Source organism: Halopelagius longus, from assembly GCF_900100875.1.
GTDB classification, from domain to species: Archaea; Halobacteriota; Halobacteria; order Halobacteriales; family Haloferacaceae; genus Halopelagius; species Halopelagius longus.
The window spans coordinates 90,361-115,664 of record NZ_FNKQ01000007.1 but is presented as its reverse complement, the minus strand read 5'-3'; the positions used below and the strand labels follow the sequence as shown (position 1 = coordinate 115,664).

Genomic DNA, 25,304 nt, shown 5'->3' with positions numbered 1-25,304 from the left:
CTCTTCCATGGTCGATGCTTCGACCGTTGCATCTGCCTCTTCCATGGTCGATGCTTCGACCGTTGCATCTGCCTCTTCCATGGAGGTCGTTAGACCATCAATTTCGATTTTCTCAATACTAACAGACGCCGTTACTGCATCGCGCTGATTTACACTCATAGCAGCAAATTGCATATATGACTAATCAATATTAAATATTCCCCTCTTGATGATGGAATAGAAACAAGATGAGGTATCGTACTTAAGATTGGAGATTATAAATGGACTTGGCCTCTACACTAACGTATTAAGATAATAGGATTAATTCTCCCAAATCTTCGCTTTTGGCCCAATTGTTTTGTGGTACTGGAACTGTGAAATATTCCCAATGAATACATCATAATTCCTCATCTTCTTCTCCCTATAGTCATTATCATTTGCAAAAAAGAATCTATGGGATGCACGGATGAAGGTTTTTCTAACGCACTCTGGCAATTTTTCCCAAGCTTCTTCTGCAGTACAGTTCCACTTCTTCTCTTTGGATGGTAACTCTTTCCAAGTGTAGTGATCGCGAAGATGATCAAGGTCCTCTAATGTAGGAGCTTGTGATGCCGCCCAAGTAATACCACTAGTGACTGCAGGTAAATTCCAATTAGGAACCACAACAAATATATCTAGATCGCTACGTTTATCTCCTTTATCTATCTCGCTATTTGGATCTATAAAGCTTCCATGTAACCAGATATCGCGAGTCTGCTTTAGTATATCTTCATTTAGTATCTCTTCCACTACTATGGTTTCCATGTCGTCAAACTCTAACCGTGGTGCTTTTTTTCTAAATTCACTTTTTGCTAAATCGTAAGGTATCTCATTGTTCTCCATGTATATTCTATGCTCTGTCCAGGTCCTTTTAATTCCATCGGAGAACCAACAAAGGGGACTTGTGAAAACTAATCCGATTTTGAGAATAAGATTTCTTTTTTGCTAATTTGATTTGGAGCTGGAAGTTCCCTCAATCGGGTCTGGAATGCAAACATAATCACAACCCCAAGGAAACCTAAACCTGAGATAGTTAACACAGAGATTACACCGAATAGTTCACCTAGAGCTCCACCAAGAAGCGCGCCTACTGGATAGGCAATAACCGAAGCACTTTGTACCGTCGATGAAACTCGGCCAAGCAATCCTTCAGGAACAGTATTTTGGACCATTGCTTGTTTAAATACTGAGAAGGTGCCAATTGGGACCCAGGCCAAAGCAAACAATACTAGCATCCACTCCTTTGAGGAGGTGTGAAAAGCACCGATCCAGGAGACAGTACCTATTGAGAACAGTACAATAAGTGTCTTCCCAAGAGGGAGCTCATCAGTAAGTGAGGCTATACCTGATCCCAGTAACATCCCAGCAGCTAGAGCTGATAGCAGCGCACCATAAATTCCAGCGCCTCCTCTTAGATCAGCAAACGATGGAAGTAACGCAAACGAAATTCCGAATGCGAAGTTTCCAATTATCGCGCATAAAACTATGTAAAGAAGAGCTGTTCTTTTAACATATCCGAACCCCTCTGATATTTCCCTTTTATATTTCTTGACTGGGTTTGCAGGTTCACTATTAGCATTATTAGTCTCTTTAGATGGGAACGAAATTGTAGCAAATATCATTGCAGTAATGAGAAACGTTACTGAATCGAGGATAAATAATGTTACAGTACCAAAGAAAGCAATTATCATGCCACCTAGCGCCCTAAATGCGATATCAGACGTTCTGTATGATAAGGAGAATAGGGTATTTGCTAACACAATTTGATCGTCTTTGACAATTAGCGGTAGCGCTGCATTCTGTGCGGGGTAAATGACTTGATTCAATATGGACAGCGCTGGTATTATAGTTAGAAGGAGAGTGATCGATAAGGTTTCACTCAACATTGCTAGCGGAATTATCAAAATTACTGTCCCTTGGAGAAGCTGGCTACCTATGAAAACTCGCTTAAGCTGCCACTGGTCTACAAGTGGTCCGAAAAGAAACTGAAGTGTTTGGGGAAGCTGTAATAAGAAGAGAGCTACTCCAACAAAAAACGGACTTCCCCCTAATTCGTGCACAACCCACATCGCACCAATAAAATAGAGGCTATCTCCAATATTCGTTATAATCCTCCCAAGGAGCATTTTCCGGAATATAGTATTTGAGAGTATTTCCCTCATTGGATCCATAATGATTCGTTATCGATTAAGTAGTTTATCATTCTGTTTGGACTACGACACACTCTCATTACTGCTTAAAGGGAAAGCGATTACTTCCTGTCGTGTTTGAATCACGCTGGTTTATCATGGTGGAAGCAATAATACCATCTACAATAGATGTTACTCAATCTTCAGTTACATTACTAGGATTGGAATACTTGTCTGATAGCACCTTGAACTCTGGTTAAATATTCGACCTAGGACAACTGCTCGCTAATAATGGCCGAGAATAAAACAGAGTGTACTGGGCGGAAGATGTCTCAGAAGTGAGTAGTGTCTTTGATGTGGTGATAAACAAACTTGGAGTAGTATTCCGGGAATATTACACCCCCTAATTTCAATAAACGAACTAGTGGTCCTTGTAAAATGACCCCGAGAAGTTAATTCTTGGTAGCTAGATGCTTATGCTCGCTTCGTTGTTAGTTCGCCATTCCGCAAGAATGTATTAAGTTCCGTCCGAGATGGTAGCCCTTCAACGTCGCTAGTTACTGTTGTTGCGAGTGCCCCCACACCATTTCCAAGTCTAACAGATCGACTAAGATTCAGACCTTCTAGCCGTCCAGCAAGAAAGCCGGCAGCAAATCCATCGCCTGCACCTACAGGGTCCACTTCGTGTTCTAAGTTTGGCGCTTCAACACATTCAGTACTCTTACCGTTAGAAACGAGTGCGCCTTCAGGTCCAAGTTTAACAACAGCAGTGTCAGGACCTCGGTCTAGACACTCTGAGGCGATTTTCCAAGGGTCATCAGTTCCGAACAGTCGCTTACCTTCTCCGACCCCTGGTAACGCAATATCGGCCTGGGATAAGAGATTATTTAATACCGACCGAATCTCGCCTTCTGATTCCCACAACTGTCCACGAACGTTCGGATCAAAGGATATCCGTACGCCATTTTCTTTTGCAATTTCAATCGCTCGGCGTGTCGTTGCGAGGCAATTATCACTTAGCGCAGGGAAAATTCCTGTTATATGGAGATACTTGGCGTCAGAAATGTACTCAACTGGAAGGTCTTCTGGGTGAAAATCACTTGCCGCTGACCCATGACGGTAATGGTGGAATCTACTTTCACCGACTGCGGACCGCTCCTTGAAATATAGCCCTGTAGGTAATTCCGAGTCGCAGAGGATATGTTGAGTGTCTACACCCTCTCCACGGATGAAATTCTCAATATACTTCCCATGGGGGTCCTTACCTAATTTTCCAAACCACCCTACCTCGTGGCCGAGACGTGCAAGACCGATAGCTACGTTCGCCTCCGCACCACCCATTCGTTTCTTGAAATCTGTAATGTAGGTAAGTGGACCCACTTTTTGTGGATTCATGAACACCATCGCTTCACCGAAGGTTACTACGTCTACCATCCTTCTACAGATGGTGTTCATCACGAATATAACTTTGGCATCGATTATTAACTACAGATTGAATGAGGTTGTCGTTTTGGGACTACATTAGAATACGGACAGTTTTTCATCTCGGGAAATCACCTATCATCTCATCCGTGAGTGTAGAATGAAAAGCCATTTATACAGATTGACCTGATGAGGAAACATGATCGTTGCTGTCGGTAGCCATCCTGATGATATTCAGCTGGGATGCGGTGCAACGCTTCGGCATCTCGCTTTATTAGGTTATCATATCGAAGCTGTAGTTGTAACAAACGGAGAACAGACCAGTTTAGCGAAAGAGGATAAGATCACTAAACAGCCCTCGAAAATCGGTGAACAACGGCAGCGCGAGACGAAAGCTGGTTTCGACCATTTGGGTATTGACAAAATTACGTTCTTAGGACTACCTGACCTGGGTGTATCCGCTTCCGAGCTTGTTGGCCAACTACCAGTGTTCGACGAACACATTGATTTGATCTTCACGCACACTTCAAATGATGCGCACCCTGATCACCGTGCGACGGCGGACGCTGTCGGTCGTCGGTATGATGAGTCGAAGATACTTCACATGGAGAGTCCCTCGACGGTATCACTACCTAATCCGCTACTCCTCGTTGATGTAAGCGATACCTATCACAAGAAGATCGATGCACTCCAACAACACAGATCACAATGGCATAAGCGGTACATGAAGCCGGACTCAATACGAGAGAAGATGTTCTATGAAGAGACCTCACCTGAGCTAGAATTCGCAGAGCGGTTTGGATTAGAAGCATCAGAATGTGAGCAACTTGAGGGGCTCATCGATACGAAAACAATAGGCGAGACTGCAGTTCTGGGAAAAACTCGTTAAGTTAAGAGGTAACCTCGAAAGCCTAAAGGTAACCTCGATTGAGAATGTGGTTACGATGAATTGGTTCTCTTCGTTCGAGAACTAATACTTGCTCCTCAGTAAGTCCAACTTTCAGTTATATGTATAACAATAACTTTCAAGATATAGTTAGTATATCTACAACTGTTAGATATATTTAATAGTAGGAATTCTGGATAAATACTTATATACTAATAGCATGCACTGAAGATTATGGCAGAATCAACTACTCGTCGTACTATTAAATCAATTGAAGATATTGATTGTGTCGTGGACGCAGACTTCCACCTGTCAGAGACGGCAAGCGATATCCGTCCTTATCTAGAAGAACCATGGGATGAACTTCTTGCAGGCAGCCAAAGCGGTGAGGGATATAGTGGGGGAAGCAATATTTACCCAAACACGGCGACGTTCCATCCAGGGCGAACCTCGGGCAGGATTAAGGAGCATACTCGGCACGTGAAGTCAGCGGATGACGTCAGAGAAGGAATTGAGAAGTTAGGTGTCGACCGACCAGTTCTTACTCCTGGTGAAACTCAACACCTTACTGGCGTCCATAATGACCAGCTTGCAGTTGCTTGTGCAACAGCCTTCAACGAGTATCTTCTGGATACTTACTTAGACGAGGGCTTTACTGGGTCAATGGTCATTGCACCGCAACACCCTGATAAAGCAGCCGAAGAGATAAATCGGCGAGCCGATGAGTCAAACATAATTAGTGTCTCTATTCCCTCTGCTGGCGCCTTTCCCCCGCTGGGCCATAAGCAGTATTATCCTATCTATGAGGCTTGTGAAGAAGCCGATCTCCCAATTTTACTGCATGGGACGGCTGGGAGTACATGGATAAACTTCCCACAGTTACATCAGGGACTTTGTCGTCACATGAGCCTCCATACACTCGCTCATCCTGTGGAGCATATGATGCATGTTTCGAGCTTAATTACCCGGGGTGTACCTGTTCGCTATCCAGACTTAGATTTTGTTTTCCAAGAAGCGGGCCTTGGATGGATTCCATTTATGATGTACCGGCTTGACCACGAGTATCCAGAGAAGCCGGAAGACGCACCGTTACTTGAAAAGCGACCTAGCGAGTATATTATGGATAACTTCTACTTCACAAGTCAACCGGTGGAGGGCGTTGAACACCCAGAGTACATTCATAACACCATTCGAGCCTTCGATGGAACAGACAATTTGTTATTTGCATCTGACTACCCCCATCACGACTTTGATGAGTCAAACGAATTGTTACAGACATTGCGCCCTCAATTCACTGATGATGAGATCAGTAGTATCTATGGAGGCAACGCTCTTGACGTGCTCCGCTACTAACGAATTATGACAAATAATGGCCCTGAGCATGAGGATATCGATACGTCGTATCATTACGTACTTTCCGCCAAAGATATACGTGACAATGGTCGTGTTATTGTCGATATCGCTGGCCGAGAGATCGTCGTTGCAGCTGTAGATGATAACTTTGTCGCGTTTTCGAACTACTGTCCCCATCAAGGTGGCCCGTTAGGAGAGGGACGAATTTCTGGGAGAGTTACTCTCCCTGATGAAGGTGGATCAATGTCAGATATGGTTGTGGACTGTGAGACGTCAACAGTCGCCTGCCCCTGGCATGGGTGGTGTTTCGAGACGGAATCGGGTGAACACATTGGCAAACCAGCCAATTCTATTCCCACATATGACGTTGTAGAACGAGAGGGTGATGTCTACGTATCATTATAAAAAGAACTAGAATGTGCAGAAATCGACATCCAAATATCAATATAGAGGACGAAAATCCGTACTCCGACATTGACCTTGATGAACTCCCTCTATGGTGGAGAAGAGCAGTTAAGGAATTTCGATCCCATGGTCTGAGACCATATCACCCACCAGTATTCGAGGATGGGACTTATAAACACTGTGTCGTCGACAACCTTGAAGAGCGGATCGGATGCAGAATTGACTTCATTGGGACTGAAGTCCCGAATTCAGACGAATGGCTGGTTCGAATTAACAACAACCCAATTGGTGCAGTCGGCCATCATCGGGACCCTAGTGGATACAGTATTTATGAGATAGATAGTGAAGAGTTTCGACGTTGGATACTTGACTATGTCCAATCAGAGTCTATCTAATCTTAGGAACTTACATTTATTCGAGGTCACAAAGATGATGTCTCCTCATATCGCTAGGTATTATTAGATGACCTATCTATGGAATTGATTCTTCAACGTACATCTATTGATTGAATGGTGTCAATAAAACATCACCAAAAAGATTTAATATCCTACAATATCACATCACATACAATGACTGAAGCACTACTATCCATACTGTCTGAAAACGTTGATCCAAGTGCAGCACTTTTCTTGAATGGGGAACTGATTGCGATTGGGGAAGAAGAACGTTTCTCCCGTGCGAAGCACGCATATAACGAATTTCCGATTCAAGCCATCAAGTACTGCTTAGATGAAGGCGCGGTAACGTTCCGTGACGTGGATTTGATTACATATGGGTGGGATGCTAATAAGTATCCGCTGTACATGGCCAAGAAATACCTCGATGGCTGGCAAAATTACGACAAAGACCAGCGGACGCTCGAGTGGGAGAAATCGAACCTTGAATCTAAGAATCCAGATTCAATGACCGAAAAAATAAAACAGGAGCTGTTGAGTGAATTTGGCGGACCAATACCCCCAATCAAATTTCTAAATCACCATAGAGCACACGCAGCAGCAGCTTACTATGGCTCTGGGTTTGAGTCTGCGGCCGTACTCACTACGGACGGGCACGGCGAAGAAAATGCTGTTGTCGGTTGGAAGGCCGACAACACTGGACTTACCGAAGTCTTCACATACGAAATTCCTCATTCGCTTGGTTGGTTTTACGCGTCGATAACCGCATTTCTTGGATTTAAACCTAATAATGGGGAGGGAAAAGTAATGGGATTGGCACCATATGGTGAGGAAACTGAATCAATACGGTCAGCGTTAACACAGGTACTTGAAGTAAATGACGAAGGATTTTCGATCGACCCATCGTTCATATTCTACGGAGAACATAACTATCATGAGCGGTTCACCGACCAATTAGTCGAGGTTCTCGGAGAACCGAGACAGCGAGATGCTGAGATCACACAGTTCCACAGAAACATCGCACATACCGCTCAGAACCTATTACAGGAAGCACTAGAAACTTGTGCAGAGTCTCTCCTTGAACAGACTGGCGAAACGAAGCTATGCCTTGCAGGTGGAGTCGGATATAATTGCAAAGCTAACATGCACCTCCGAGAATCCCTTGATTTGGACGACTTCTTCGTGCATCCGCTTAGTGGCGAAGCCGGGATTCCGCTAGGGGCGGGGCACCTTTTTACTGATCTCGAGGTCAGTCCGCGACCGCTCCAACACGTCTATTATGGGTGGGAACCGTCGGAGGATCAAGTGAAGAAAGCAATTAATTCGCACAATATTGAAATTTGTGAAGAGGGCGAGGAGTCCGTTCGAAAAAAGATGGTTACTCTCCTTTCAGAGGGGAACATCATAGCCCGGTATTCAGGGCGTATGGAATGTGGTCCACGGGCACTCGGAAATCGAAGTATATTGGCAGACCCTAGAAACACAGAGATGGTTGCAAGAGTAAACGAGGCAACAAAACGAGAGAACTGGAGGCCATTCGCCCCAAGTATATTGAAGGAGTATGCAGACAATATGCTCAAAGGGGAAATCTGGGATCCATTTATGATTCAGACTTACCAAGTGAAAGAGGAGTGGCTTGACAAGCTTGCAGCGACGACGCACGTGGACAATACAACGAGGCCCCAGATACTTTCTAAGCAAATGAATGAACCCTACTGGCTACTGATTGAAAATTTCCGCGAACAAACAGGTGTCCCCGCACTATTAAATACGTCGTTCAATCTGTCTGGTGAGCCTATTGTCAGAACACCGGAGGAAGCGATCATGACACTCATAGATTCAGAGATTGATTATCTTCAAATAGAGGACTATCTAATTCAGAACCCTACCGTTTGATGTAATTGTTACGACGCCGATACTACCTGGATTTTGTGATGATAGCGAAGAAAACAAAATATTGTCTACGAATTTAATATACCTCCTGTCGGTAGGACCTATAAATGTTCCATCTAGTTCCTAATATTTCCTCAATAATTAACTATGCACTACCTGAACCTCCTTTCCAGGCTCGACCATCGAACCGCCATACATTTGTAAGATGGCTATAAATAATGTGTTGATAATGACGATCACTATCGTTGGGTCACAACTAGGCGACGAAGGCAAGGGCGGAGCCGTCGATCTTTTCGGGGAATCCGCAGATATTGTTGTTCGGTACCAGGGAGGCGACAATGCAGGACACACCGTTGTAGTCAAAGATGAAAAATATAAGCTCTCGCTTCTTCCTTCTGGAGTCGTCCGAGGGAAAGTCGGTGTTATCGGTAACGGTTGTGTCGTTAACCCCGAGACGCTATTTGAGGAGCTTGATACTCTCCGAGAGCGTGGTCTCGATCCAACTGTTCGCATAGCCGAACGAGCGCATGTTATCTTTCCGTATCATCGTATGCTAGACGGAATTCAAGAGCAAGACAAGGACGATTTGGCTGTCGGGACAACGGGACGAGGTATAGGTCCCACATACGAAGACAAAGCTTCCAGGTATGGAATCCGTGTCGGTGACCTACTTACCCCAGAAACCCTTCGTGACCGGCTCAAGTACGTTGTCTCAAAAAAGAGAGTGACTGTTGAGAATTTCTTCGATGTAGAGGCGGGCGATGAATTCAACGTTGACCAGCTCTTTGAGACCTATCGTGCATACGGTGAGCGCCTGAAAGAAGAGGAAATGATCGTTAACTGTAGTGATTATCTCAGGAGACGAATAAATGATGGAGACGAGGTTATGCTCGAGGGTGCTCAAGGGACCTTGATTGACGTAGATCATGGGACATATCCCTACGTCACCTCTTCGAACCCTTCAGCGGGTGCGGCTTGTACAGGTAGTGGACTCGGCCCTTCGGTTATCGGTAACGGCGAAATTATTGGTATCGTGAAGTCTTATACCACACGTGTCGGAAATGGAGCAATGCCGACGGAGATTGCCGGTGTTGAGGGACAGACACCAGATTACGAAAATGGGGCAGACATTACTGATACAGAGGAAGGTCTTGCGAAGTATATCCGTGATGAGGGGGGTGAGTACGGCACAGTAACTGGCCGTCCGCGTCGCGTTGGATGGCTCGATATGCCGATGCTTCGGCATGCTGCTCATGTGAATAGCTTTACTGGGATTGTAGTGGGTCACGTCGATGTACTTGCCGGGCTTGATAAGGTTGAGGTGGGTCATAGTTATCAACTTAAGGGCAACGATACCAAGACTGTCCCAGCGACTACCGAGGATTGGGACCGCTGTACAGTCAACTATCGCATATTTGATGGCTGGCCCGAAGTCGATTGGAGTGCCACGGCCGACAAAGGATATGAAGCGATCCCAGAGAACGCTCGTACTTATCTTGAATACATCCAGACAGAGTTAGATACTCCGATTTATGCGGTTGGAGTCGGCCCAGCGCGCGAAGACACGATAGTTCTCCAAGACCTAGGTTAGTAATCTATATCACAAATAAAAGAATGGGTCGAAGCGGTTCGACTAGTTCTATTTGCACCGTTTCGTTTGTTTATTGGCAGATGAGTGAAGTACATATTTATGTGATGAGAGTGAAATCATGAACGGTTAGAATCCCACGATGGATTATCAAAATTTAGAAGGCGGATTCGAACAGGAGTTCAAGGGGAAGCGCGTCAGGGTCTACTCTGAGGAAAAGGAAATCACCGGTTGGGCATATGAATGGTACGATGAGTCTCTTCTCATCTATAAAATGACTGACGAAGACGATGAACATGAGGTTGTTCTGATACAGAACTTCGATGTAATTGAGGTAGTTGAGGAAACCGTCACGGTTCGAGAGGTTTCTATAGAGCGTCTTTCTCGGCCGTCATATGATGTTCGTGTGTATGACTCATCTGATTTCCACAAAAAACTTCGCGAAGTAAACCTTCGAGGCCATCTCAACAACATCCCGTTTGTTCGCGAGATATCTCGAGACACTTATGAAGTTGTTTCCGGGAGCCAGCATGTGGAGATTGCAAAGGATCTTAGGTTCTCAGAAATCCCTGTGCGTATCCTCCAGATTGATGAATGGGAAGCTGTCCGTCGGTTCGTGTATGAGCATGTCCCATTGCCGAAGGAGCGAAATACTAATCGAGGCCAGTACTACTCCGACGAAGAGATTAATGCGCTGTTTGAGAGTCTTCAAGATGAGTGGCCGTTATCCAAGGTCGCAGAACTCTATCCGTTAAAGCCAGAGATAGAAGCATGTCGTTCTATGTAGATTCTCCTAGTAGTGTACTGGCACCAAGCCTAGAGAGAAAGTGTAAGTAAGACAAACAACATGATAATATGATTATGGCGAATTTTGAAGGAAGAAAGGTTAATGTCAAGATTGGCAAACGAGATTATGTCGGATGGGTCGATTCGATCTTCAATGACAGGAAAGTCTTGCTACGCGATGTAATGCGAGATGACGGAGAGCGTATTTCGACTGTTCTTGTGAACAATCCAAATCGTATCTCTAAGGTCAATACAGTCGACATTAGGTGTATAGATATCGACGATATCACTCCAATTACGTATGATGTTCGCCAATACAAGCAACGTCATGACCAAGACGCAATCAGACAACAGCTGAAAAGTGGTCACCTATTCTACTTTCCTCTCGTCCGTGAACACTCTACCGGTGAATTCGAGGTAATTGATGGTTTCTATCGCGTAGAGCGAGCAAGAATGCTTGGGTATTCTACAATTCCTGCTAAGGTTGTTGATTTCGATGATCTTACGGCCGCTCGATTTTTCGTACAAGAGCATGTTCCACTACCAGACGAACGACCTGACCCATCACACAACTTTGAATCACAACAATCGTTTATCCGTATTCTTCGACAGTTAAATGAAGATTGGCCATTTGATATTCTCTGGTCGTTTAGACCCTTAGCACCTGAGTTAGAGAAACTTATACACAAGAACCAGTAAATCATCAAATTGACCCTATCCTCGACGCTTACTATTATCAGGGTCACATAATCGAAATTATTAATTGTAGGGGAAGATATTGACTTGTATGACCGGTGAAACCGTTATCAAAAACGGGACAGTTGTTACTGAATCAGGTAGTTTTCAAGGGAGTGTCTACATAAAAGATGAGAAGATTAAGGCAATCGGGGACCATGAGAGCTTCTCCAGTCCTGGGACGATCATCGACGCTGAAGGTAAACTAGTGATGCCAGGAATGGTCGATCCGCACGTTCATCTAGACGATGTCTTCACAATGGATTCATATGAGTCCGGTTCATCAGCAGCGGCTCTTGGTGGTATAACAACGTTTATTGATTTTGCATGGCAGGGGTGGGTAGACGAAACTACTCCCTGGGGAAGCGCAGAAGAAGCCCCATCGTTGACCCAGGCTGTCGCCAGGAAGAAGTCGAAAGCAAGCGAAGTCCTCGTAGATTACGGACTCCACGCTTCAGTCACTCGAGAAGATATCCGCGTCTTTGAGGAACTCCGTGATATATTGGCTGACGGTATCACGTCGATTAAAATGCTCACCATCAACGGAGTAGGGATATCTAATGGATTTATGGACAGTGTTTTTAGATTCCTCGCAGATAAGGGGGCAGTCGCAATGGTTCATACTGAAGACCCCTCGGTATGTGGTCACCTAACTGAAAAATTCCAAAGAGAGGGCAAAACTGATTTCGTCTGGTTCCCTGAATCTCGACCCGACTACACAGAGGCGATGGCTGCTGATGACGCCGTCCAGATGGCTATAGAATCTGGGTGTAAATACTATGGCGTTCATACTACTTCTAAGAAGGCCGCAGACGTCCTTGTCTCCTCACAATTAAAGCACGGGAAAGAGCTAGTCCGAGCTGAAACATGCACCCATTATATGAAATTCACGGAGGAGATCTACGAGGACGAAGAGAAAGCACCCTTAGGAAAAATTATACCACCGCTTCGGACCGATGCTGACGCTGAGTCATTGTTAGAGTATGTGATGACCGGCACCCTCGATGTTGTCTCTACTGACCACGGTTCATACTCAAGGGCAGATAAGACTAAGTCTGAAAATTGGTGGGACGTCGCTCCTGGAAGCCCTAGCCTTCAGTACAGTCTTCCAGTATTTCACGACTTAGCGGTGAATTCCGGGAGGATGTCATATAGCGAGCTAGTCCAGGTTATGGCATATAATCCTGCACAACTATTCGGTCTCCCAGAGAAAGGTTCTCTTGAGCCAGGTACGGACGCTGACATTGTCATATTCGACCCGGATAAAGAATTCGTTGTTAATTCTAAAAACAATGCCGCTGCCGCTGATTACTCCCTATATGAGGGTCAGAAACTTACAGGGGCAGTCGATAAAACCTTTGTCCGAGGCGAGCTCGTTGCAGACAATGGTCATATCGTAGCAGAACCAGGCCATGGTCACTTCCTAGAACGGGAACTTCCAGACTGGGACTTCTAATTCGACCTTTGACGTCTCCGTAGACAAATCTACAACCCATTCCACCAATCTCTCCCCGAGAGCCCTCCTGTAGCACTTATCCCTCCATCAACCGGAAGTACAACACCGCTGATCCATGCCGCTTCCTCTGAGGCGAGGAAGGCCGTCGCGTCAGCAATGTCTTCGGGTAATCCATGTCGTTGAAGCGGATAGAGCTCCTCGATCCGTTCGATAAGTCCTGGATCATTTCGTTCTCGTTCTCTCCATACCTCTGAATCACCAATCACGGAGCCCGCAGCGATGACGTTGAATCTGACACCATCAGGGCCATAGTCCGCAGTCAACCCACGGCAGAGCGAGTGAAGTCCTGCTTTTGCACTCGAATAGGTGACTTCACTAAATCCGCCCAATAAAGCGTTGACGCTCGAAATAAATATCACATTCCCTTCAGATTCTTGGAGGAATGGTAACGATATTTTTGTCGCTAAAAACGCAGATTTGAAGTTGATTTCGAAGTCCCGGTAGAGTGTCTCCTCGTCAATAGCCTCCAGCGTTGTTCCCAATGCGAGCCCGACATTGTTAACAAGTATGTCAACTTCACCATACGTGTTAACCACAGACTCTATTGCTGCCTCAGTACTCATAGCGTCAGTGAGATCTGCGCGGTAGAACATTGCCTCACCACCTGACTCAATAACCTCTGACTCAATCGTTCTTCCTGCATCAGCGTCGAGATCAAGTATCCCAACGCATGCACCTTCGTCTGCTAATCGGCGGGTAATTGCCCCACCGATGTTTGTACCTGCACCTCCTGTAACAATTGCTGTCTTGCCTTGGAAACGGTTCATAATTACAGGCTACTGAGGATGGACTTAAACCTTTGTCATAGAGAGTGTTGCCTTGTACTGTGAGTTTATTGAATAGATAGCGTCTCCTGTATGAGATTGGATAGCATTCATAGCGACACCATTACAATACTAAAATTGTAATACTAGAATATTCTAACTCGAGTGGAATTAGTAGTTAACCGTGAACCCTACAATGCCTTTAGCAACAAAGAAGTGACCGATTACATTGCAGACCCTCGTAGCTTCCGAGGATAGAATTTGAGCGAATCAAAATTACATCGCACTGCACATCTGAACTGTTATTTTAACTGCTGCGATCTGCCGAAGTGTTAGGTTCCGGTCAGAAAATAGTGGATATACAATATATACCATTACATTTTTCGTCGACCGAATCTTATTTACATTAATAGCAAGAGACATCAGGTATGGATCTACTGCCCCTACTCGATGAACTACAGATTATTGCACGAAACGGGCTGACGTATGATGGTGATCCCCATGATTCACATGACAAAGAGCGTTATAAACGGATCCTCGATCTGGTCAGCGAAGGGTACGGCCAGTCACTCGATTTACCTACTCAGGAGATTCGAGACCGTCTGTCTGCTGATGAGTTTGGCCATATTACACCAAAGGTTGGAGCAGCAGCCGCCCTGTTCGATGAAAATGGCCAAATCCTATTAGTAAAGCAACCGTCTCTGAAGACGGCAGGAAATGGGAAGTGGGTTATGCCAGGAGGATATGTTGATCCTGGTGAACAGCCAGTTGAAGCAGCAGTTCGAGAAACACGTGAAGAAACTGGACTCAAAGTCCGTCCGGTTTCGCTTGTCGACGGGTATTGGATTGATGCTCCGACAAAGGATGGCCCACACGGTGCTGTGACGCTTTTATACTATTGTCATGTTGTTGGTGGTGATCTTAAAGCGTGTAACGAGAGCCAAGCTGTACGCTATTGGTCTATCGAGGAGGTCCCCAGCTGGTTCACATATGCATATGAAGGTGCGAAAGATGCATACGAGATTTGGCTTAATAGTAACTTTGGGAAGGCAATAAAAGCCAACAAAACTCTAAGCCAGCCACGGACGAGGGTCACATCTGATCCTGGAATGGGAGTTAATGAAGACGTTGGTGGAGTGACATGGAAAGGGGCTTGGGTGCTAGATGGGGCAACAGGAATTAGCGATGAGAACTTCACACCAGGGCGATCAGACGCCCAGTGGTATGTTAAAGAATTTGACAATATTCTCCGAAATACCATCAATGATTCAAGTCGAGACTTACGTACGATTGTGAGTGATGGCATTCAAATGGTTTCCAAAAAGTTTGAGAAAATGACGGATGGTTATGAAATTGACCGTGCAACAGAGCCGTCAGCTGCGTGTTCAATTGTCCGATGGGTCGATGGGATACTGGAAGTATACATATTGGGGGATTGTTCGGTTCTGGTCACATACGGAGACGGAGAGATACAACATCTTACTGATGAGAGAGAGCTGCTCCGACGGTTAGAACGGGAAGCTGTTAATGGTATGCACGGGCTTATGACAGAGCGTGGACTCGAAAGAACGGAGGCAAAAAATATAATATGGCCCAAGCTGGAACATAATCGTCAAAAACTCCGAGAAGATAGAGAACATTGGTCATTGTCTTTGGATCCCAAAGCACCTGAATCGGGATTCTATACCCGTATCGACGCGGCTACAATCAACCAAATACAATTGTTGAGTGATGGTGTTGGAACACTCGTCGAAGACCTCTCTGCGTTCGCCACATGGAATGAATTCGCAGAATGGATCACTAGTCACGGTCACGAAAAGACAATAAACAGATTACGGTCGATCGAGCAGGAAGACAGAGCGTGCGAAATATATCCTCGAATTAAGCCACATGACGACGCAACACTGGTTTCAGTCGATTTCAAGTAGCGTGGGATATTCTATCTGTGAGTAGCTATGGATGCGGATCGAGGATAAACTGAGAGAAGTATGCGGCAGCAGTAATGGAAATGGTCCCAAAATATACAACGATATGCAGCATCAAATTTCCGTTTGCATGAACGTCATGTCGTCGTGAATACATCTTGGGAGTAGGGTCGATCGCATTCAGTTCGATATTGGTCTGAATCGTCTTTGGATCTAATCTATCTCAAATCTCGCTATTGAATCTATCGCTCAACCGGTGCCCGCCTGAAGGTTAGTTCTTCGAAGTTTGAGCATCGACTGAAACTCCGACTCGTCACGGCGGTGTAGGAGGTCTGCTGATTCGACGGAGCTGTCGGCGTGGTTCACTATCACGCAGATGCCGCCAGGTGCTGATTGCGATGCGGTTGGCTAATAAGAGCTCAATCATTCAACTTCCAGCACTGAGGGAAGTGTAAAGAAGATTACCCTCGTCGTTCTGGTCAGCTGACGTTCGCGTGATTGCGACCGACGCTGACGGAGAAATTTGTCGGCATTCTCGCGCCGCGACAACTTCACCCTTAGACTCGGTATGCTTCGACGTCGTCCATATCGATGTCGATTCCTAATCCAGGTTCGCTCGGGACTCTCATGCGCCCCTCAGTGATTTCGAACGGCTCCGTAACGACGTCACTCTCCCACGCGTAGTAAGTGGTGTCCGGAGGGAGCGAGAACCCTGGAAGTCCGTGGACCGCGTGGAGAATTGCCGCGGTTCGGACGCCAAGGTCGAACGCGCAGTGGTGTGTGTATGGGATGCCCGCATCCTCGACGATGGCGGTCTGTTGCCGGAGGCCAGCGATGCCGCCCGCAGGGGTTAGGTCGAGGACGGCCACGTCCATCGCCCTGGAGTCAATGAGCGACTGGAGGTTGTTCGGGATGTAGGTATCCTCGTTTGGGGCTATCGGCTGTCGAAGCCTTTGTCGGAGCGTCGCCATCGAGTCGTGAGCGTTAACTCGAATGGGCTGTTCCATGTACTGAAGGTAAATTCCGGCATCTTCGAGTGTGGCTCCGACACGGACGGCTTGGTCGAGCGTCCAGCCCTGATTTGGATCCAACCTGAACTCGAGTCGGCCGTCGACCTCGTCGTGCATCGCTTCGACGCGGGCGACATCCTGACGCCAGTCGCGTCCTGCTTTCGTCTTAAGAACAGAGAAGCCTTCTTTGAGCGCTTGGCGAGCCTTGACGCGCGACTCCTCTGGAGAGAGGATGCCGAGGCAGAACGCGAATTCGACTTCGTCATCGGTCACAGATTCCATGTCTGCCGCGTCGGCGTTCATCGCCGCCGTCTGCTCGGGAGCGGACGAACCACCGAGAAGTTCGTAGACGGGTTTCCCAAGCGCCTTGCCGACGATGTCCCAGCACGCCGTCTCGACGGCAGCGAAGAACAGTTCAACGTTGGTGTACTCGATAAATACCTGCCTCCGGAGACGTTCGAGTTCAAAGGGTGACTGCCCCTTTATCAGTGGGCCGACGCCCTCTTCGATGACGGCTTCCGTCGCCGTGGCCGAGAGGAAGGTCCGCATCTCTCCCCATCCCGAGATGCCCTCGTCCGTATCAACGCGGACGAGAACGCGTTCCATTGAGTCGACCTGCCCGTGGTTGGTAACGTACGGTCCGATGCCGAGGTGTTCGTCAAGTCCGACCAGCGGTACGTCGACTGTCATCGCAGATACATCTATTATCTGCATGGTTTGAGTGGTGTGTGAGTCGCAAAGAAGGTACCGCCTCGATGAACGACGACTCTCATCTCGGTCCCGGCTCAGTCCGTGTCGCCGCTCACTGTGTCGCCGATTCTATCCAATCGAGCGACTGTTCGGGGAGGAGACCGTAGTTGTAGAAGGACACCCGCGGGACCCCGACTTCGCGGAGTCCGTCAACGATATCAACCACTGCCGTCTCATTGTGGACGGCAGGGTGTCCGGGGAGGACGCCGACGTGGATTGGAATGTCGGGAGTGAGTGCCTCCAAGCTTCGGTAGGTGTCAAGGACATCCTCTCGGGAGGACTCGTAAGCCAGAACGCAGTAGTAATCGACGTGCTCCGCGAGGTATTCGAGGTTGGCCCCAGACATCCACTCTCGTCCGGGTTCGGGCATACCAGCATAGTAGCCCAAGGGCGTGTCGCCCGCAGCGTCAGCGATGTCGGCATATAAGTTCGCGAGCAACTCCTCCCGCAGGCGAACGTAATCAGCGACGTCGGGGTGAGATCGGAGCCACTGTTCCGGGTTGAGTTCAGGGGGTATACGACCGGAGACGACGTCATCTACGGTCGTCGCAGTGGCTTCGCGGACCGCTTCGGCGTCGATTCCCGCGTCCGCCGCGGCGCCTCGGCAGTGATCGCAGAAACACAGGCCGAACAGGAACTCGCCGAGAGAACCGAGACGGGCATGAATCTTCTGGTGGTGCCAGCCGAAGCCGGTGCCGTAGAAGTAGTCAAACGTTTCCAACTCGATCCGGTTAAATTGCCCGCGGTCGGCCAAATCGTCGACAAGTGCGACGAGGTACTCCTGAACATCAGGCGCAGTGGGGCAGAGTCCGAAGACGAGGTCGTCTCCATGGGAGGACTCTATCGCAACGTCAGGGTTCGCCATTCCCAATCTAGAGTTGTGACATCCGACTGTCCACGATGTTAGCGAGACATCTGTCTCGGCGAATCCGGCGGCGATGTCTTCGACCCAGTCGTCGTCCATCCCCTCATAGGCTATCGGTTCAAGGCGTCCGTACCTGTCGTTGGGTTCGAAGTACGAACAGGCGTGCGCAAAGTGCGTCCTTCGTTTGGGGTTGTGCGGTGCGAACGCCTGTACGGAGTGGTAATTCGTCGCTAGATTCAGTTCGTTGACGCCAATACTGCGGAGGCGATCGGCAACTCGGCTGGGGCCCTCGTCTCGGACATCCCAAGGGTACCCCCAAACAGCAAATTCCATGCACGGTGTTTGAACCGTATCAAGTTAATTTTCTGGGATGCCAAATCAAATGAGGAGTCGGGAAGTCCGTTACTCCTTGACTGCCCTGGCCGTCATGCCGGTGACGGTGTTTCTTGGTACTTGCATCCCTCGGCCATCCGGTCGTAGAATCGGTCACCCCAATCGAACTCCATCAGATCGTCGATGATACAGGGCCGGTCCCCCCGACGAGTTGGAGAACCCACCGGGTGGACCAGTGAGCGACATTGGGTGCCTTGCCGTCGACACGGTGATGACCGTCTGCTGTGCGTTGTCCAACGTGACCCTCGTGAAATCCACGTTGACGCCGTATTCCTCCTCGAAAACGGTGTTGTTCTCCTCAAAGCACTGTCTAATGTTTCGTCCCATCGCTCATCATGATAAACCTGACGGCTGTTGGTCGGAATCGCCGCCTCTACCGCCCCATTGTTCCGCCGAAACAATCGGGATGATACCGCCAGTTCCGAGGGCCCCAAACACCTATCGTCGGTCGATACTGCTTCGTCAAGTGCATTGGGATCTCTGCTAGGTATATACCGGATCAATTATCTCTGCTATTGATTATCGGTAGTCCGAACAGGAGGTTCAAACGTTGTGTTCATGAATAGCGACGAAGAGCGCGGCAAGTTCAGTTGTAATAATCTCGTAGATGCGCTCTCCCTTTTCTGTGCTAGCCAACTCCGGCGCACCGATAGCCCCGGTTTTGGAGTATTCGTTGAATTCCCGGTATACTGATAGCGGTCCTCCGTAAAGAAGGTCAACGTCGCTCCATTCATAGTGTTCGTCTCCAAGCGTTCCGCGTCGGGCCTCTCTTTCGGCAACGAGGTCCGGCCGAAGGTACAGCATCAGCGAAGTCTCGTACTCGCCACCATGGGCCATCCCCCCCCTTCCGCTTTCTCGAAGGGACTCGATTTCGTCCGTTGCCAGCGAGAAGTACGTCATCCCGAGGACTTCGGAATCCGTCGACCTCCCGACGGTACTGACGACGGCGTTGATGAGCGACGCGTTGCCGCCGTGTCCGTTTACGAAGCATACTGCGTCGAACCCATTGTCGACGGCTGTCAAGGCGATGCCCTCAAGGACTGACTTCAGGTGCTCAAATTCGAGCGACAGTGTCCCACCGAAGGGGAGGTGATGCGGCGAGAACCCTATCCAGACCGGCGGCGTAACCAGTATCGGGATGTCTTCTTCGACCCTTTTGCAACCACCGTGTACTACGGCGTCGGCGAGGATCGTATCGGTCGCCACGGGAAGGTGATGTCCGTGTTGTTCGATGCTCCCCACGGGAACGACGAGGAGTGAGCCGTTGGCTTCCGCTGTCTCTCGGATGGCCACGTATGGTTTTCCGGCCCATTCGGTGCTGATTGACCCTATTGAATTGTATATCATGGTCTCTAGACTGCGATTACTAGTTCGGATTCGTCATCAAATAGAACTTGGTCACACTCCTCCGAGAGTTGCAACCCGAGTAACATATTTTCCCGCACGGTTATTTGAAGGTACAGCGCGTAGCTCTGGAACACCATCCGATGTTGCAGTTCTGCGGACATACGGCGTTAACGACATTGTTTCCTAGCTTGATGTCCTCCGTCGTGGTGGTTTTGAGTCTGGTGATCATTCGAAGCGTCATCGACTTCCTGCATCCCAAGGACTGACTATTACGAGGGAATCCTCATTTTGAACAGTCAGATTTACCTCATCAACCGCCAGAACATCGTCGTGTACTTTTTATTTCATAGGGTTACATTCTCCTCATGGTAACGTAGACGACACTGTGCCATTGGGCAAAAAAGCATTGGAAATTATCAGCTCTGACGCGGCGAAATTTGACAAAGTCAGAACATTTGTCAATTTAGACCAAATTAAGTGGTAAGACCGTCAACGGAAGGTCCCGACGGACTCAATTCGTAGAAACGAGTCAAAGATTTTCCTGTAGCTTCTTGAGGAACTTTTTCTATGATCGTCCCCTTGCGACAACCTTCCTCATCGTGGATATCGGCATGGCGAATCGACGTGATTGTCCATAAATATCGACAGTAAGTCCTTGTTAAACACTGCTTAGAGCCCCTCCTGTCAAACCCTATTCCCCACTATTTTAGACATACATTTACTATATCGAGAAAATATTTATTTCCCACTGGTATGTTGGCTAATCTGCACTGGAGATCAGTCAGCACATACCCATATGATAGTTCAGCCAGTCACCAGCGAAGATACCGCTGACCTGTACCGAATGTGTAACGACCACACCACCTCTGCCCTCTCCGAGAGGAAATGAGAGCCTACGATGTCGATCCTGACGATCTCCGAGTCCTCCTAGAACGAGCCCGCGAACAGGGCTACACCAAAGAAGAACCCGTTAATGAGCCAAATCGGTACGCCGATCTCAAGGCTCTCGTCGGAGACGCACAGGAATAACCCGCTATGTCACAAGCCAGTACACCCACCGAGACGTTCGAGAATCGTACTGAAAGGGAACCAACAACAGCAAGCAAGATCCCGAGGGTGGCCGTTCTTACCCTCGTACTGTTTAGTCTGTTTGCTGTCCAACCCGTCGCAGCGCAGACGAACGCCGTTTGTAGTGCCGACAAGCTCCCGAGCATGATAGAGGGCTTCTTCCAGTTAACCACTGGACTCGGTATCGTCGGACTTGCCGTCGTCTGGCAAGCTGACTCCCTCATCGAGATGTTCACTCTCCAGCCTGAGCAGAAGAAAGGGCTCAAGCGTCACAAGCGATCGGCGATGAAATCTACTGTCGTCCTCGTCGTCCTGGGCCCTCTATACACAGTCGCTGGGTCGATGATGAACCTCCCGTTGGCAGACTGTGTCAACCTCGTCCCCTGGTAAGCCACTCCGATCTCCACCACGAGCTCCCATGGAACAACGAGGACTGTCCGTGTTCATGGCCGTCCTATTCGTGACGGGCCTAGCCACGAGTATCGTCACAGCAAGCCCACCACGACCAGGTACAGAAGGGAATGGGCTCACAGAAAACGAGTCCGCGACCCTTTGGTCTCGCGACGCGGACAATTATACGAGTCAAGAGGAGTACCGACAGCGCTACGGTGACGAGCGGACGGCTATCCACCAGCTTGCGAACGGGACGGACATCACGTTCAAGCGGCCGCCCGCGACTGCCGCAACGTGGACTCAGAACGATTTCGAGGACCTCAAAGCCGGTGATTCGGACACGTCCGTGCGTCCGTCTCATGCGGCGCTCGAGGATGGCGTATTCATCGAAGACGCCCACGCGACCGTATTCGCGGTTCAACCATCGACGCGAGGTCACCTCGAATCCGGTGAAACTCCGCTCTACATCGCCCCAAACGGAACGATGCGTGGGTTTGTCGATTACCGCGTCCGTGTTCCAAACGGAAGCTCCTCTGGAAATAGAACCGTCGAGTGGTCACTTACGAACCACGGTATTGAGAAAGTCCGGCTGAAGAAAGACGGGGAGACCATCGCGAGGACTGATGGATCGCACACGCCAGCTATCGACTATCAGATCGACGGCGAGTGGAGTGCAAACCTCACCCTTGAAGCAGAGATCCATGTCCGTCTGAAGAAGACGATACGGACCGATGTGGTCAACGGAACCGGCGTCAACCTCGTTTACCGTGAGGAGACGCGAAACGTCTCGGACTCGATCGATGTCGAGATCTACGACCTCTCTGCGTACCCCTACTACGCCGAGTACCCCAACGGCGATGCTGGCGTGGTCATCTTCCAGTCTCGGCCGTGGCAGGGATACACGCTTACCGACGAAGGGAACGCGAGCGTGCGTGGTATCTGGCGATTCTACACCGCCCGAGACTCCAGATGGGATACGCTCGTCAGGTCGAACCTGACCGATAGTGCCGAAGTGGAGTCTGACGCAATCCCCGTGTACGTCCACGCGTATCCGTCACGGATCGGACCGCGTGCCGAACCGGTTCGCGATGGCCCGGAAATCATCGACACGTGGGGAACTGAGCGTCCTTCCCCAAGAGGGACTATCGGCGAGAACGTCACCATCGAGGTTGTAAACCAGTCCTACGAGACGACGTACGGTGTCGCCGTTCGAACCGAGAACGTTGACAGAGACGCACTCCACGTCGCGGGCATCGTTCGCGGGGAGAATGCCTCTATCGTCGAGCCAACGGATGGTTCAGAGCGACAGCTGCACGACAGTAATCTCTCAGTAGAGCTTCTTCAGCAGAACCAGTCGCAGGCAACCTTCCGAATCGAACTGCGTGATAACCAGACTGGGGCACCGATCGTCCTTAACGACAGCTCCCGTCGCTATCCCATTGGAGGTAGCTTACGCGAGGGTTACATCACTATCGCTAACCGGGAGGTCGAGACCAATACCTCTGGAGTCGCCATCGTGACGATTAGTGAACCCGGTATCTACACAGCTGAGTACCACCCGGGATCGTGGCTCGGACACAATCCGGCCTACGTAGGTCATACGGCGACTGCTCGGTGGCACCCGCTTGGAACCATCGACGGGTGGTTCGCGTTCAGCTTTGAGGCCGGCTGGCAGTTCATCCCCTTCTTCGTGATGTTCTATGCGGGACGCCGTCTCCTCCGACTGCTCGGTCCAGAAGACATCTTCCAACGAAACCCATGACCAGAGACCATCCACACATCAGCCGAAGAAACGCCCTCCAAACAGTGGCAGGTGCTACGCTCGCGAGCGTGGCTGCCTGTCTGAACAACAGTGGAAACTCCGGAATTCCCAATGATGGAACAACCGATTCAGACGGTCAAGGGCCGCTCAAGCAAGTTGTCGTTGACGGAACGACGCTCGTCATCGAGCTCTCGGCAGAAGCCGACGTTGACCAGGTCAATCTCATCCAGCCCAATCGAGAGTTATTCGGGAAGCGTGACGTGGCCGCAGGGGCTCAACAGGTCTCGTTTGAGATTGGAACCGATTACGAGCCAGGGGAGTACCGCGTAGTCGCACTGAAAGGTGAGGAGAGTGTCATCGAGAGCGCTGAGGAAATCAGACCACAGATCGAGATCCGGGATATCGGACTTTATCGAAATAGTCCAGACAAGCCCTGGGATGAGATCTATGGAGAGAGCAAAACTGATAGAAAAAAGAACGGAGAGGCATTCGTTACTCTAGAGAACACGGGCAGTGGTCCAGATGCTGTCGTAGAGCTACAATTCACTGGAGATGTTCCCAATCCAATCGAGGACCCCAGAGGCGGCGGGCTGTATGAAACTGAACAAGTAGTAATCCCGTCTGGCGAGACGATTGACTTGTTCAGTAGCTCGTTCCCATTTGGCACAGAAACAGCGGACGGAACGGGCTGCTCACTAGATGGCAACAGCGGCCAATTCACTGTAGCTGTTGAGACGGAGGTTAGAGGTGATCAGGTCTCAAAAGCCTGCGAAGTCCAATACTCTGGTTCCAACGACATGACTGATTGCGAAGTTACAATCACGGAATCCTAACTATGGTTGATCTAATTGACGTTGTACTGGAAGGTACCAAGGCCGTCGTTGATTGGTTTACTGGCCTGTTCATGGATGGGCTCAGATCGGGGTACGAGACACTGACGGAGGGGATGTTCGGGACACCCACTCCAAACACGGACGGAACATTTGTTTTTGGAGATCCGACGAACGCACCCTGGTCAGCAATCCGAGATGCTCTTGTCGGTGGTGAGATCATGCTCATCTCTCTTCTACTTCTCGTGATGAGCGTTCAAGGGCGGCATACGATTCGAATCTTCAATATCGGCAGTGCCTACGAAGCCGGAAAAACGAAGAAAACTGCATGGGTCGGTGCCTTCCTAATCATTACCTGGTACTGGGTTGGGTCCCTGACTCTCTACCTCATCAACGGATTCACTATTGCACTGATGCCAGAGCTCTCCTCAGTCACGGAGACTATGCTTGGGTACTTGGAAGTATCAGTCACGAACCCTGGATTGGGCCTGTTATTTGCCCTCGTTGGTGGAATTTCGATGTGGGCGTTGGAGGCACTACTCTACATCAGGAAGGTTCTCATCTACATTTACTTATATGGGATGCCCGTTGCATTCGCTCTCGCCTATGGAAATATTCCGGTTGTCTCTGATATTGCTCTGGGCTTCAGTAAGCGGTTTGTCCCACTGACTATTCTCCCACTACCTGCCGCAGTAATCCTCAAAGGATACGACCTAATTTACGCTGGAGAAATGCTGACACCGGGAACGAAGTTCCTTAAGTACCTTGTCGCTACATCCCTCCCGCTCGTCGCACTCTATGTAGCCTGGAAGACGTTCAAGTACGCGACTCCGCTGACCGCCAAGGTCGTCGGTGGAGCGACGAAAGGAGCAGCCCTCATCGGTGGCGTCGCAGCAGGTGCGTACGTCGGTGGCGCCGGCGTCGCGACGACTGCCGCTCGATGGGGACCAAAGGCAGCTGCTGGTCACGCTGTCGCTCAGAAGGCCGCAGCGCGTGGACAGGCTAGCGACGAAGAGAACAGTACGCCGTCGTACCGACGGACCGAGAACGACCCTGGAACCTACTAAGAAT

General features: G+C 49.1%; 19 protein-coding genes. 12 read left to right on the top strand and 7 right to left on the bottom strand.

The window, feature by feature from the left end; genetic code table 11:
• Nucleotides 1-300 precede the first annotated feature (300 nt).
• The 3 genes from BLS11_RS19190 to BLS11_RS18880 all read right to left on the bottom strand — a co-directional run bounded on the left by BLS11_RS19190 (nt 301) and on the right by BLS11_RS18880 (nt 3,581).
• Entirely contained in the window at nt 301-861 is a 561-nt protein-coding gene (locus tag BLS11_RS19190; protein WP_139172838.1) for a hypothetical protein, read from the bottom strand.
• Nucleotides 862-929: 68 nt separating this feature from the next.
• The gene (locus BLS11_RS18885; protein ID WP_175454515.1) at nt 930-2,180 is read right to left on the bottom strand and encodes an MFS transporter; all 1,251 of its coding nucleotides are present in this window, start codon (nt 2,178-2,180) and stop codon (nt 930-932) included.
• Nucleotides 2,181-2,621: 441 nt separating this feature from the next.
• Complete coding sequence (locus BLS11_RS18880) at nt 2,622-3,581, bottom strand: sugar kinase (RefSeq protein WP_092539353.1); 960 nt, start codon at nt 3,579-3,581, stop codon at nt 2,622-2,624.
• 187 nt (nt 3,582-3,768) lie between these two features.
• On the opposite strand from BLS11_RS18880, the gene BLS11_RS18875 reads away from it, so the two are divergent.
• From BLS11_RS18875 to BLS11_RS18845, 7 genes are all read left to right on the top strand, one after another.
• Entirely contained in the window at nt 3,769-4,458 is a 690-nt protein-coding gene (locus BLS11_RS18875) for a PIG-L deacetylase family protein (protein ID WP_092539352.1), read from the top strand.
• Between the two features lie 231 nt (nt 4,459-4,689).
• Nucleotides 4,690-5,808, top strand: coding sequence for an amidohydrolase family protein (locus tag BLS11_RS18870; RefSeq protein ID WP_092539351.1), 1,119 nt, complete (start codon nt 4,690-4,692; stop codon nt 5,806-5,808).
• 6 nt (nt 5,809-5,814) lie between these two features.
• Nucleotides 5,815-6,213 carry a Rieske (2Fe-2S) protein gene (locus tag BLS11_RS20055; RefSeq protein WP_092539350.1) on the top strand — a complete coding sequence of 133 codons (399 nt, stop codon included), beginning with the start codon at nt 5,815-5,817 and terminating at the stop codon, nt 6,211-6,213.
• Between the two features lie 569 nt (nt 6,214-6,782).
• Nucleotides 6,783-8,504, top strand: a complete 1,722-nt coding sequence (locus BLS11_RS18860; protein WP_175454514.1) for a carbamoyltransferase family protein — start codon at nt 6,783-6,785, stop codon at nt 8,502-8,504.
• A 226-nt stretch (nt 8,505-8,730) separates the two neighbouring features.
• The gene (locus BLS11_RS18855) at nt 8,731-10,092 is read left to right on the top strand and encodes an adenylosuccinate synthase (RefSeq protein WP_092539348.1); all 1,362 of its coding nucleotides are present in this window, start codon (nt 8,731-8,733) and stop codon (nt 10,090-10,092) included.
• Between the two features lie 139 nt (nt 10,093-10,231).
• Nucleotides 10,232-10,876, top strand: coding sequence for a ParB N-terminal domain-containing protein (locus BLS11_RS19185; RefSeq protein ID WP_139172837.1), 645 nt, complete (start codon nt 10,232-10,234; stop codon nt 10,874-10,876).
• A gap of 786 nt (nt 10,877-11,662) precedes the next feature.
• Nucleotides 11,663-13,066, top strand: coding sequence for a dihydroorotase (locus tag BLS11_RS18845; protein ID WP_092539346.1), 1,404 nt, complete (start codon nt 11,663-11,665; stop codon nt 13,064-13,066).
• 29 nt (nt 13,067-13,095) lie between these two features.
• On the opposite strand, the gene BLS11_RS18840 is transcribed toward BLS11_RS18845, so the two are convergent.
• Nucleotides 13,096-13,893, bottom strand: coding sequence for an SDR family NAD(P)-dependent oxidoreductase (locus tag BLS11_RS18840; protein WP_092539345.1), 798 nt, complete (start codon nt 13,891-13,893; stop codon nt 13,096-13,098).
• Between the two features lie 425 nt (nt 13,894-14,318).
• On the opposite strand from BLS11_RS18840, the gene BLS11_RS18835 reads away from it, so the two are divergent.
• Complete coding sequence (locus BLS11_RS18835) at nt 14,319-15,818, top strand: NUDIX hydrolase N-terminal domain-containing protein (RefSeq protein ID WP_092539344.1); 1,500 nt, start codon at nt 14,319-14,321, stop codon at nt 15,816-15,818.
• Between the two features lie 554 nt (nt 15,819-16,372).
• On the opposite strand, the gene BLS11_RS18830 is transcribed toward BLS11_RS18835, so the two are convergent.
• From BLS11_RS18830 to BLS11_RS18820, 3 genes are all read right to left on the bottom strand, one after another.
• Complete coding sequence (locus BLS11_RS18830; protein WP_092539343.1) at nt 16,373-17,539, bottom strand: mandelate racemase/muconate lactonizing enzyme family protein; 1,167 nt, start codon at nt 17,537-17,539, stop codon at nt 16,373-16,375.
• Nucleotides 17,540-17,627: 88 nt separating this feature from the next.
• The gene (locus tag BLS11_RS18825; protein WP_092539342.1) at nt 17,628-18,773 is read right to left on the bottom strand and encodes a hypothetical protein; all 1,146 of its coding nucleotides are present in this window, start codon (nt 18,771-18,773) and stop codon (nt 17,628-17,630) included.
• Nucleotides 18,774-19,376: 603 nt separating this feature from the next.
• Nucleotides 19,377-20,180, bottom strand: coding sequence for a creatininase family protein (locus BLS11_RS18820; RefSeq protein ID WP_092539341.1), 804 nt, complete (start codon nt 20,178-20,180; stop codon nt 19,377-19,379).
• A gap of 1,035 nt (nt 20,181-21,215) precedes the next feature.
• Here BLS11_RS18820 and BLS11_RS18810 point away from each other — a divergent pair.
• Genes BLS11_RS18810 through BLS11_RS18795 form a run of 4 tightly spaced genes read left to right on the top strand, consistent with a single transcriptional unit; the run spans nt 21,216 to nt 25,300 of the window.
• Nucleotides 21,216-21,638, top strand: a complete 423-nt coding sequence (locus tag BLS11_RS18810) for a DUF7985 family protein (RefSeq protein WP_092539340.1) — start codon at nt 21,216-21,218, stop codon at nt 21,636-21,638.
• Nucleotides 21,639-21,666: 28 nt separating this feature from the next.
• On the top strand, nt 21,667-23,403 hold the full coding sequence (locus BLS11_RS18805; RefSeq protein ID WP_092539339.1) for a DUF8186 domain-containing protein: 1,737 nt from the start codon (nt 21,667-21,669) through the stop codon (nt 23,401-23,403).
• Nucleotides 23,400-24,236, top strand: coding sequence for a hypothetical protein (locus BLS11_RS18800; RefSeq protein WP_092539338.1), 837 nt, complete (start codon nt 23,400-23,402; stop codon nt 24,234-24,236). The genes BLS11_RS18805 and BLS11_RS18800 overlap by 4 nt, the downstream gene beginning before the upstream one ends.
• A gap of 2 nt (nt 24,237-24,238) precedes the next feature.
• The gene (locus BLS11_RS18795; protein WP_092539337.1) at nt 24,239-25,300 is read left to right on the top strand and encodes a TrbL/VirB6 family protein; all 1,062 of its coding nucleotides are present in this window, start codon (nt 24,239-24,241) and stop codon (nt 25,298-25,300) included.
• Nucleotides 25,301-25,304: the final 4 nt, after the last annotated feature.

Bases quoted from the DNA above. Each gene is read 5' to 3' on its own strand.
- BLS11_RS18820 (WP_092539341.1), bottom strand. From the start codon at position 20,180: ATGATATACAATTCAATAGGGTCAATCAGCACCGAATGGGCCGGAAAA.
- BLS11_RS18830 (WP_092539343.1), bottom strand. From the start codon at position 17,539: ATGCAGATAATAGATGTATCTGCGATGACAGTCGACGTACCGCTGGTC.
- BLS11_RS18840 (WP_092539345.1), bottom strand. From the start codon at position 13,893: ATGAACCGTTTCCAAGGCAAGACAGCAATTGTTACAGGAGGTGCAGGT.
- BLS11_RS18885 (WP_175454515.1), bottom strand. From the start codon at position 2,180: ATGAGGGAAATACTCTCAAATACTATATTCCGGAAAATGCTCCTTGGG.
- BLS11_RS18810 (WP_092539340.1), top strand. From the start codon at position 21,216: ATGTCACAAGCCAGTACACCCACCGAGACGTTCGAGAATCGTACTGAA.
- BLS11_RS18870 (WP_092539351.1), top strand. From the start codon at position 4,690: ATGGCAGAATCAACTACTCGTCGTACTATTAAATCAATTGAAGATATT.
- BLS11_RS18800 (WP_092539338.1), top strand. From the start codon at position 23,400: ATGACCAGAGACCATCCACACATCAGCCGAAGAAACGCCCTCCAAACA.
- BLS11_RS18825 (WP_092539342.1), bottom strand. From the start codon at position 18,773: ATGGAATTTGCTGTTTGGGGGTACCCTTGGGATGTCCGAGACGAGGGC.
- BLS11_RS18855 (WP_092539348.1), top strand. From the start codon at position 8,731: ATGACGATCACTATCGTTGGGTCACAACTAGGCGACGAAGGCAAGGGC.
- BLS11_RS19190 (WP_139172838.1), bottom strand. From the start codon at position 861: ATGGAGAACAATGAGATACCTTACGATTTAGCAAAAAGTGAATTTAGA.
- BLS11_RS18795 (WP_092539337.1), top strand. From the start codon at position 24,239: ATGGTTGATCTAATTGACGTTGTACTGGAAGGTACCAAGGCCGTCGTT.
- BLS11_RS18835 (WP_092539344.1), top strand. From the start codon at position 14,319: ATGGATCTACTGCCCCTACTCGATGAACTACAGATTATTGCACGAAAC.
- BLS11_RS18860 (WP_175454514.1), top strand. From the start codon at position 6,783: ATGACTGAAGCACTACTATCCATACTGTCTGAAAACGTTGATCCAAGT.
- BLS11_RS19185 (WP_139172837.1), top strand. From the start codon at position 10,232: ATGGATTATCAAAATTTAGAAGGCGGATTCGAACAGGAGTTCAAGGGG.
- BLS11_RS18880 (WP_092539353.1), bottom strand. From the start codon at position 3,581: ATGGTAGACGTAGTAACCTTCGGTGAAGCGATGGTGTTCATGAATCCA.
- BLS11_RS20055 (WP_092539350.1), top strand. From the start codon at position 5,815: ATGACAAATAATGGCCCTGAGCATGAGGATATCGATACGTCGTATCAT.
- BLS11_RS18805 (WP_092539339.1), top strand. From the start codon at position 21,667: ATGGAACAACGAGGACTGTCCGTGTTCATGGCCGTCCTATTCGTGACG.
- BLS11_RS18845 (WP_092539346.1), top strand. From the start codon at position 11,663: ATGACCGGTGAAACCGTTATCAAAAACGGGACAGTTGTTACTGAATCA.
- BLS11_RS18875 (WP_092539352.1), top strand. From the start codon at position 3,769: ATGATCGTTGCTGTCGGTAGCCATCCTGATGATATTCAGCTGGGATGC.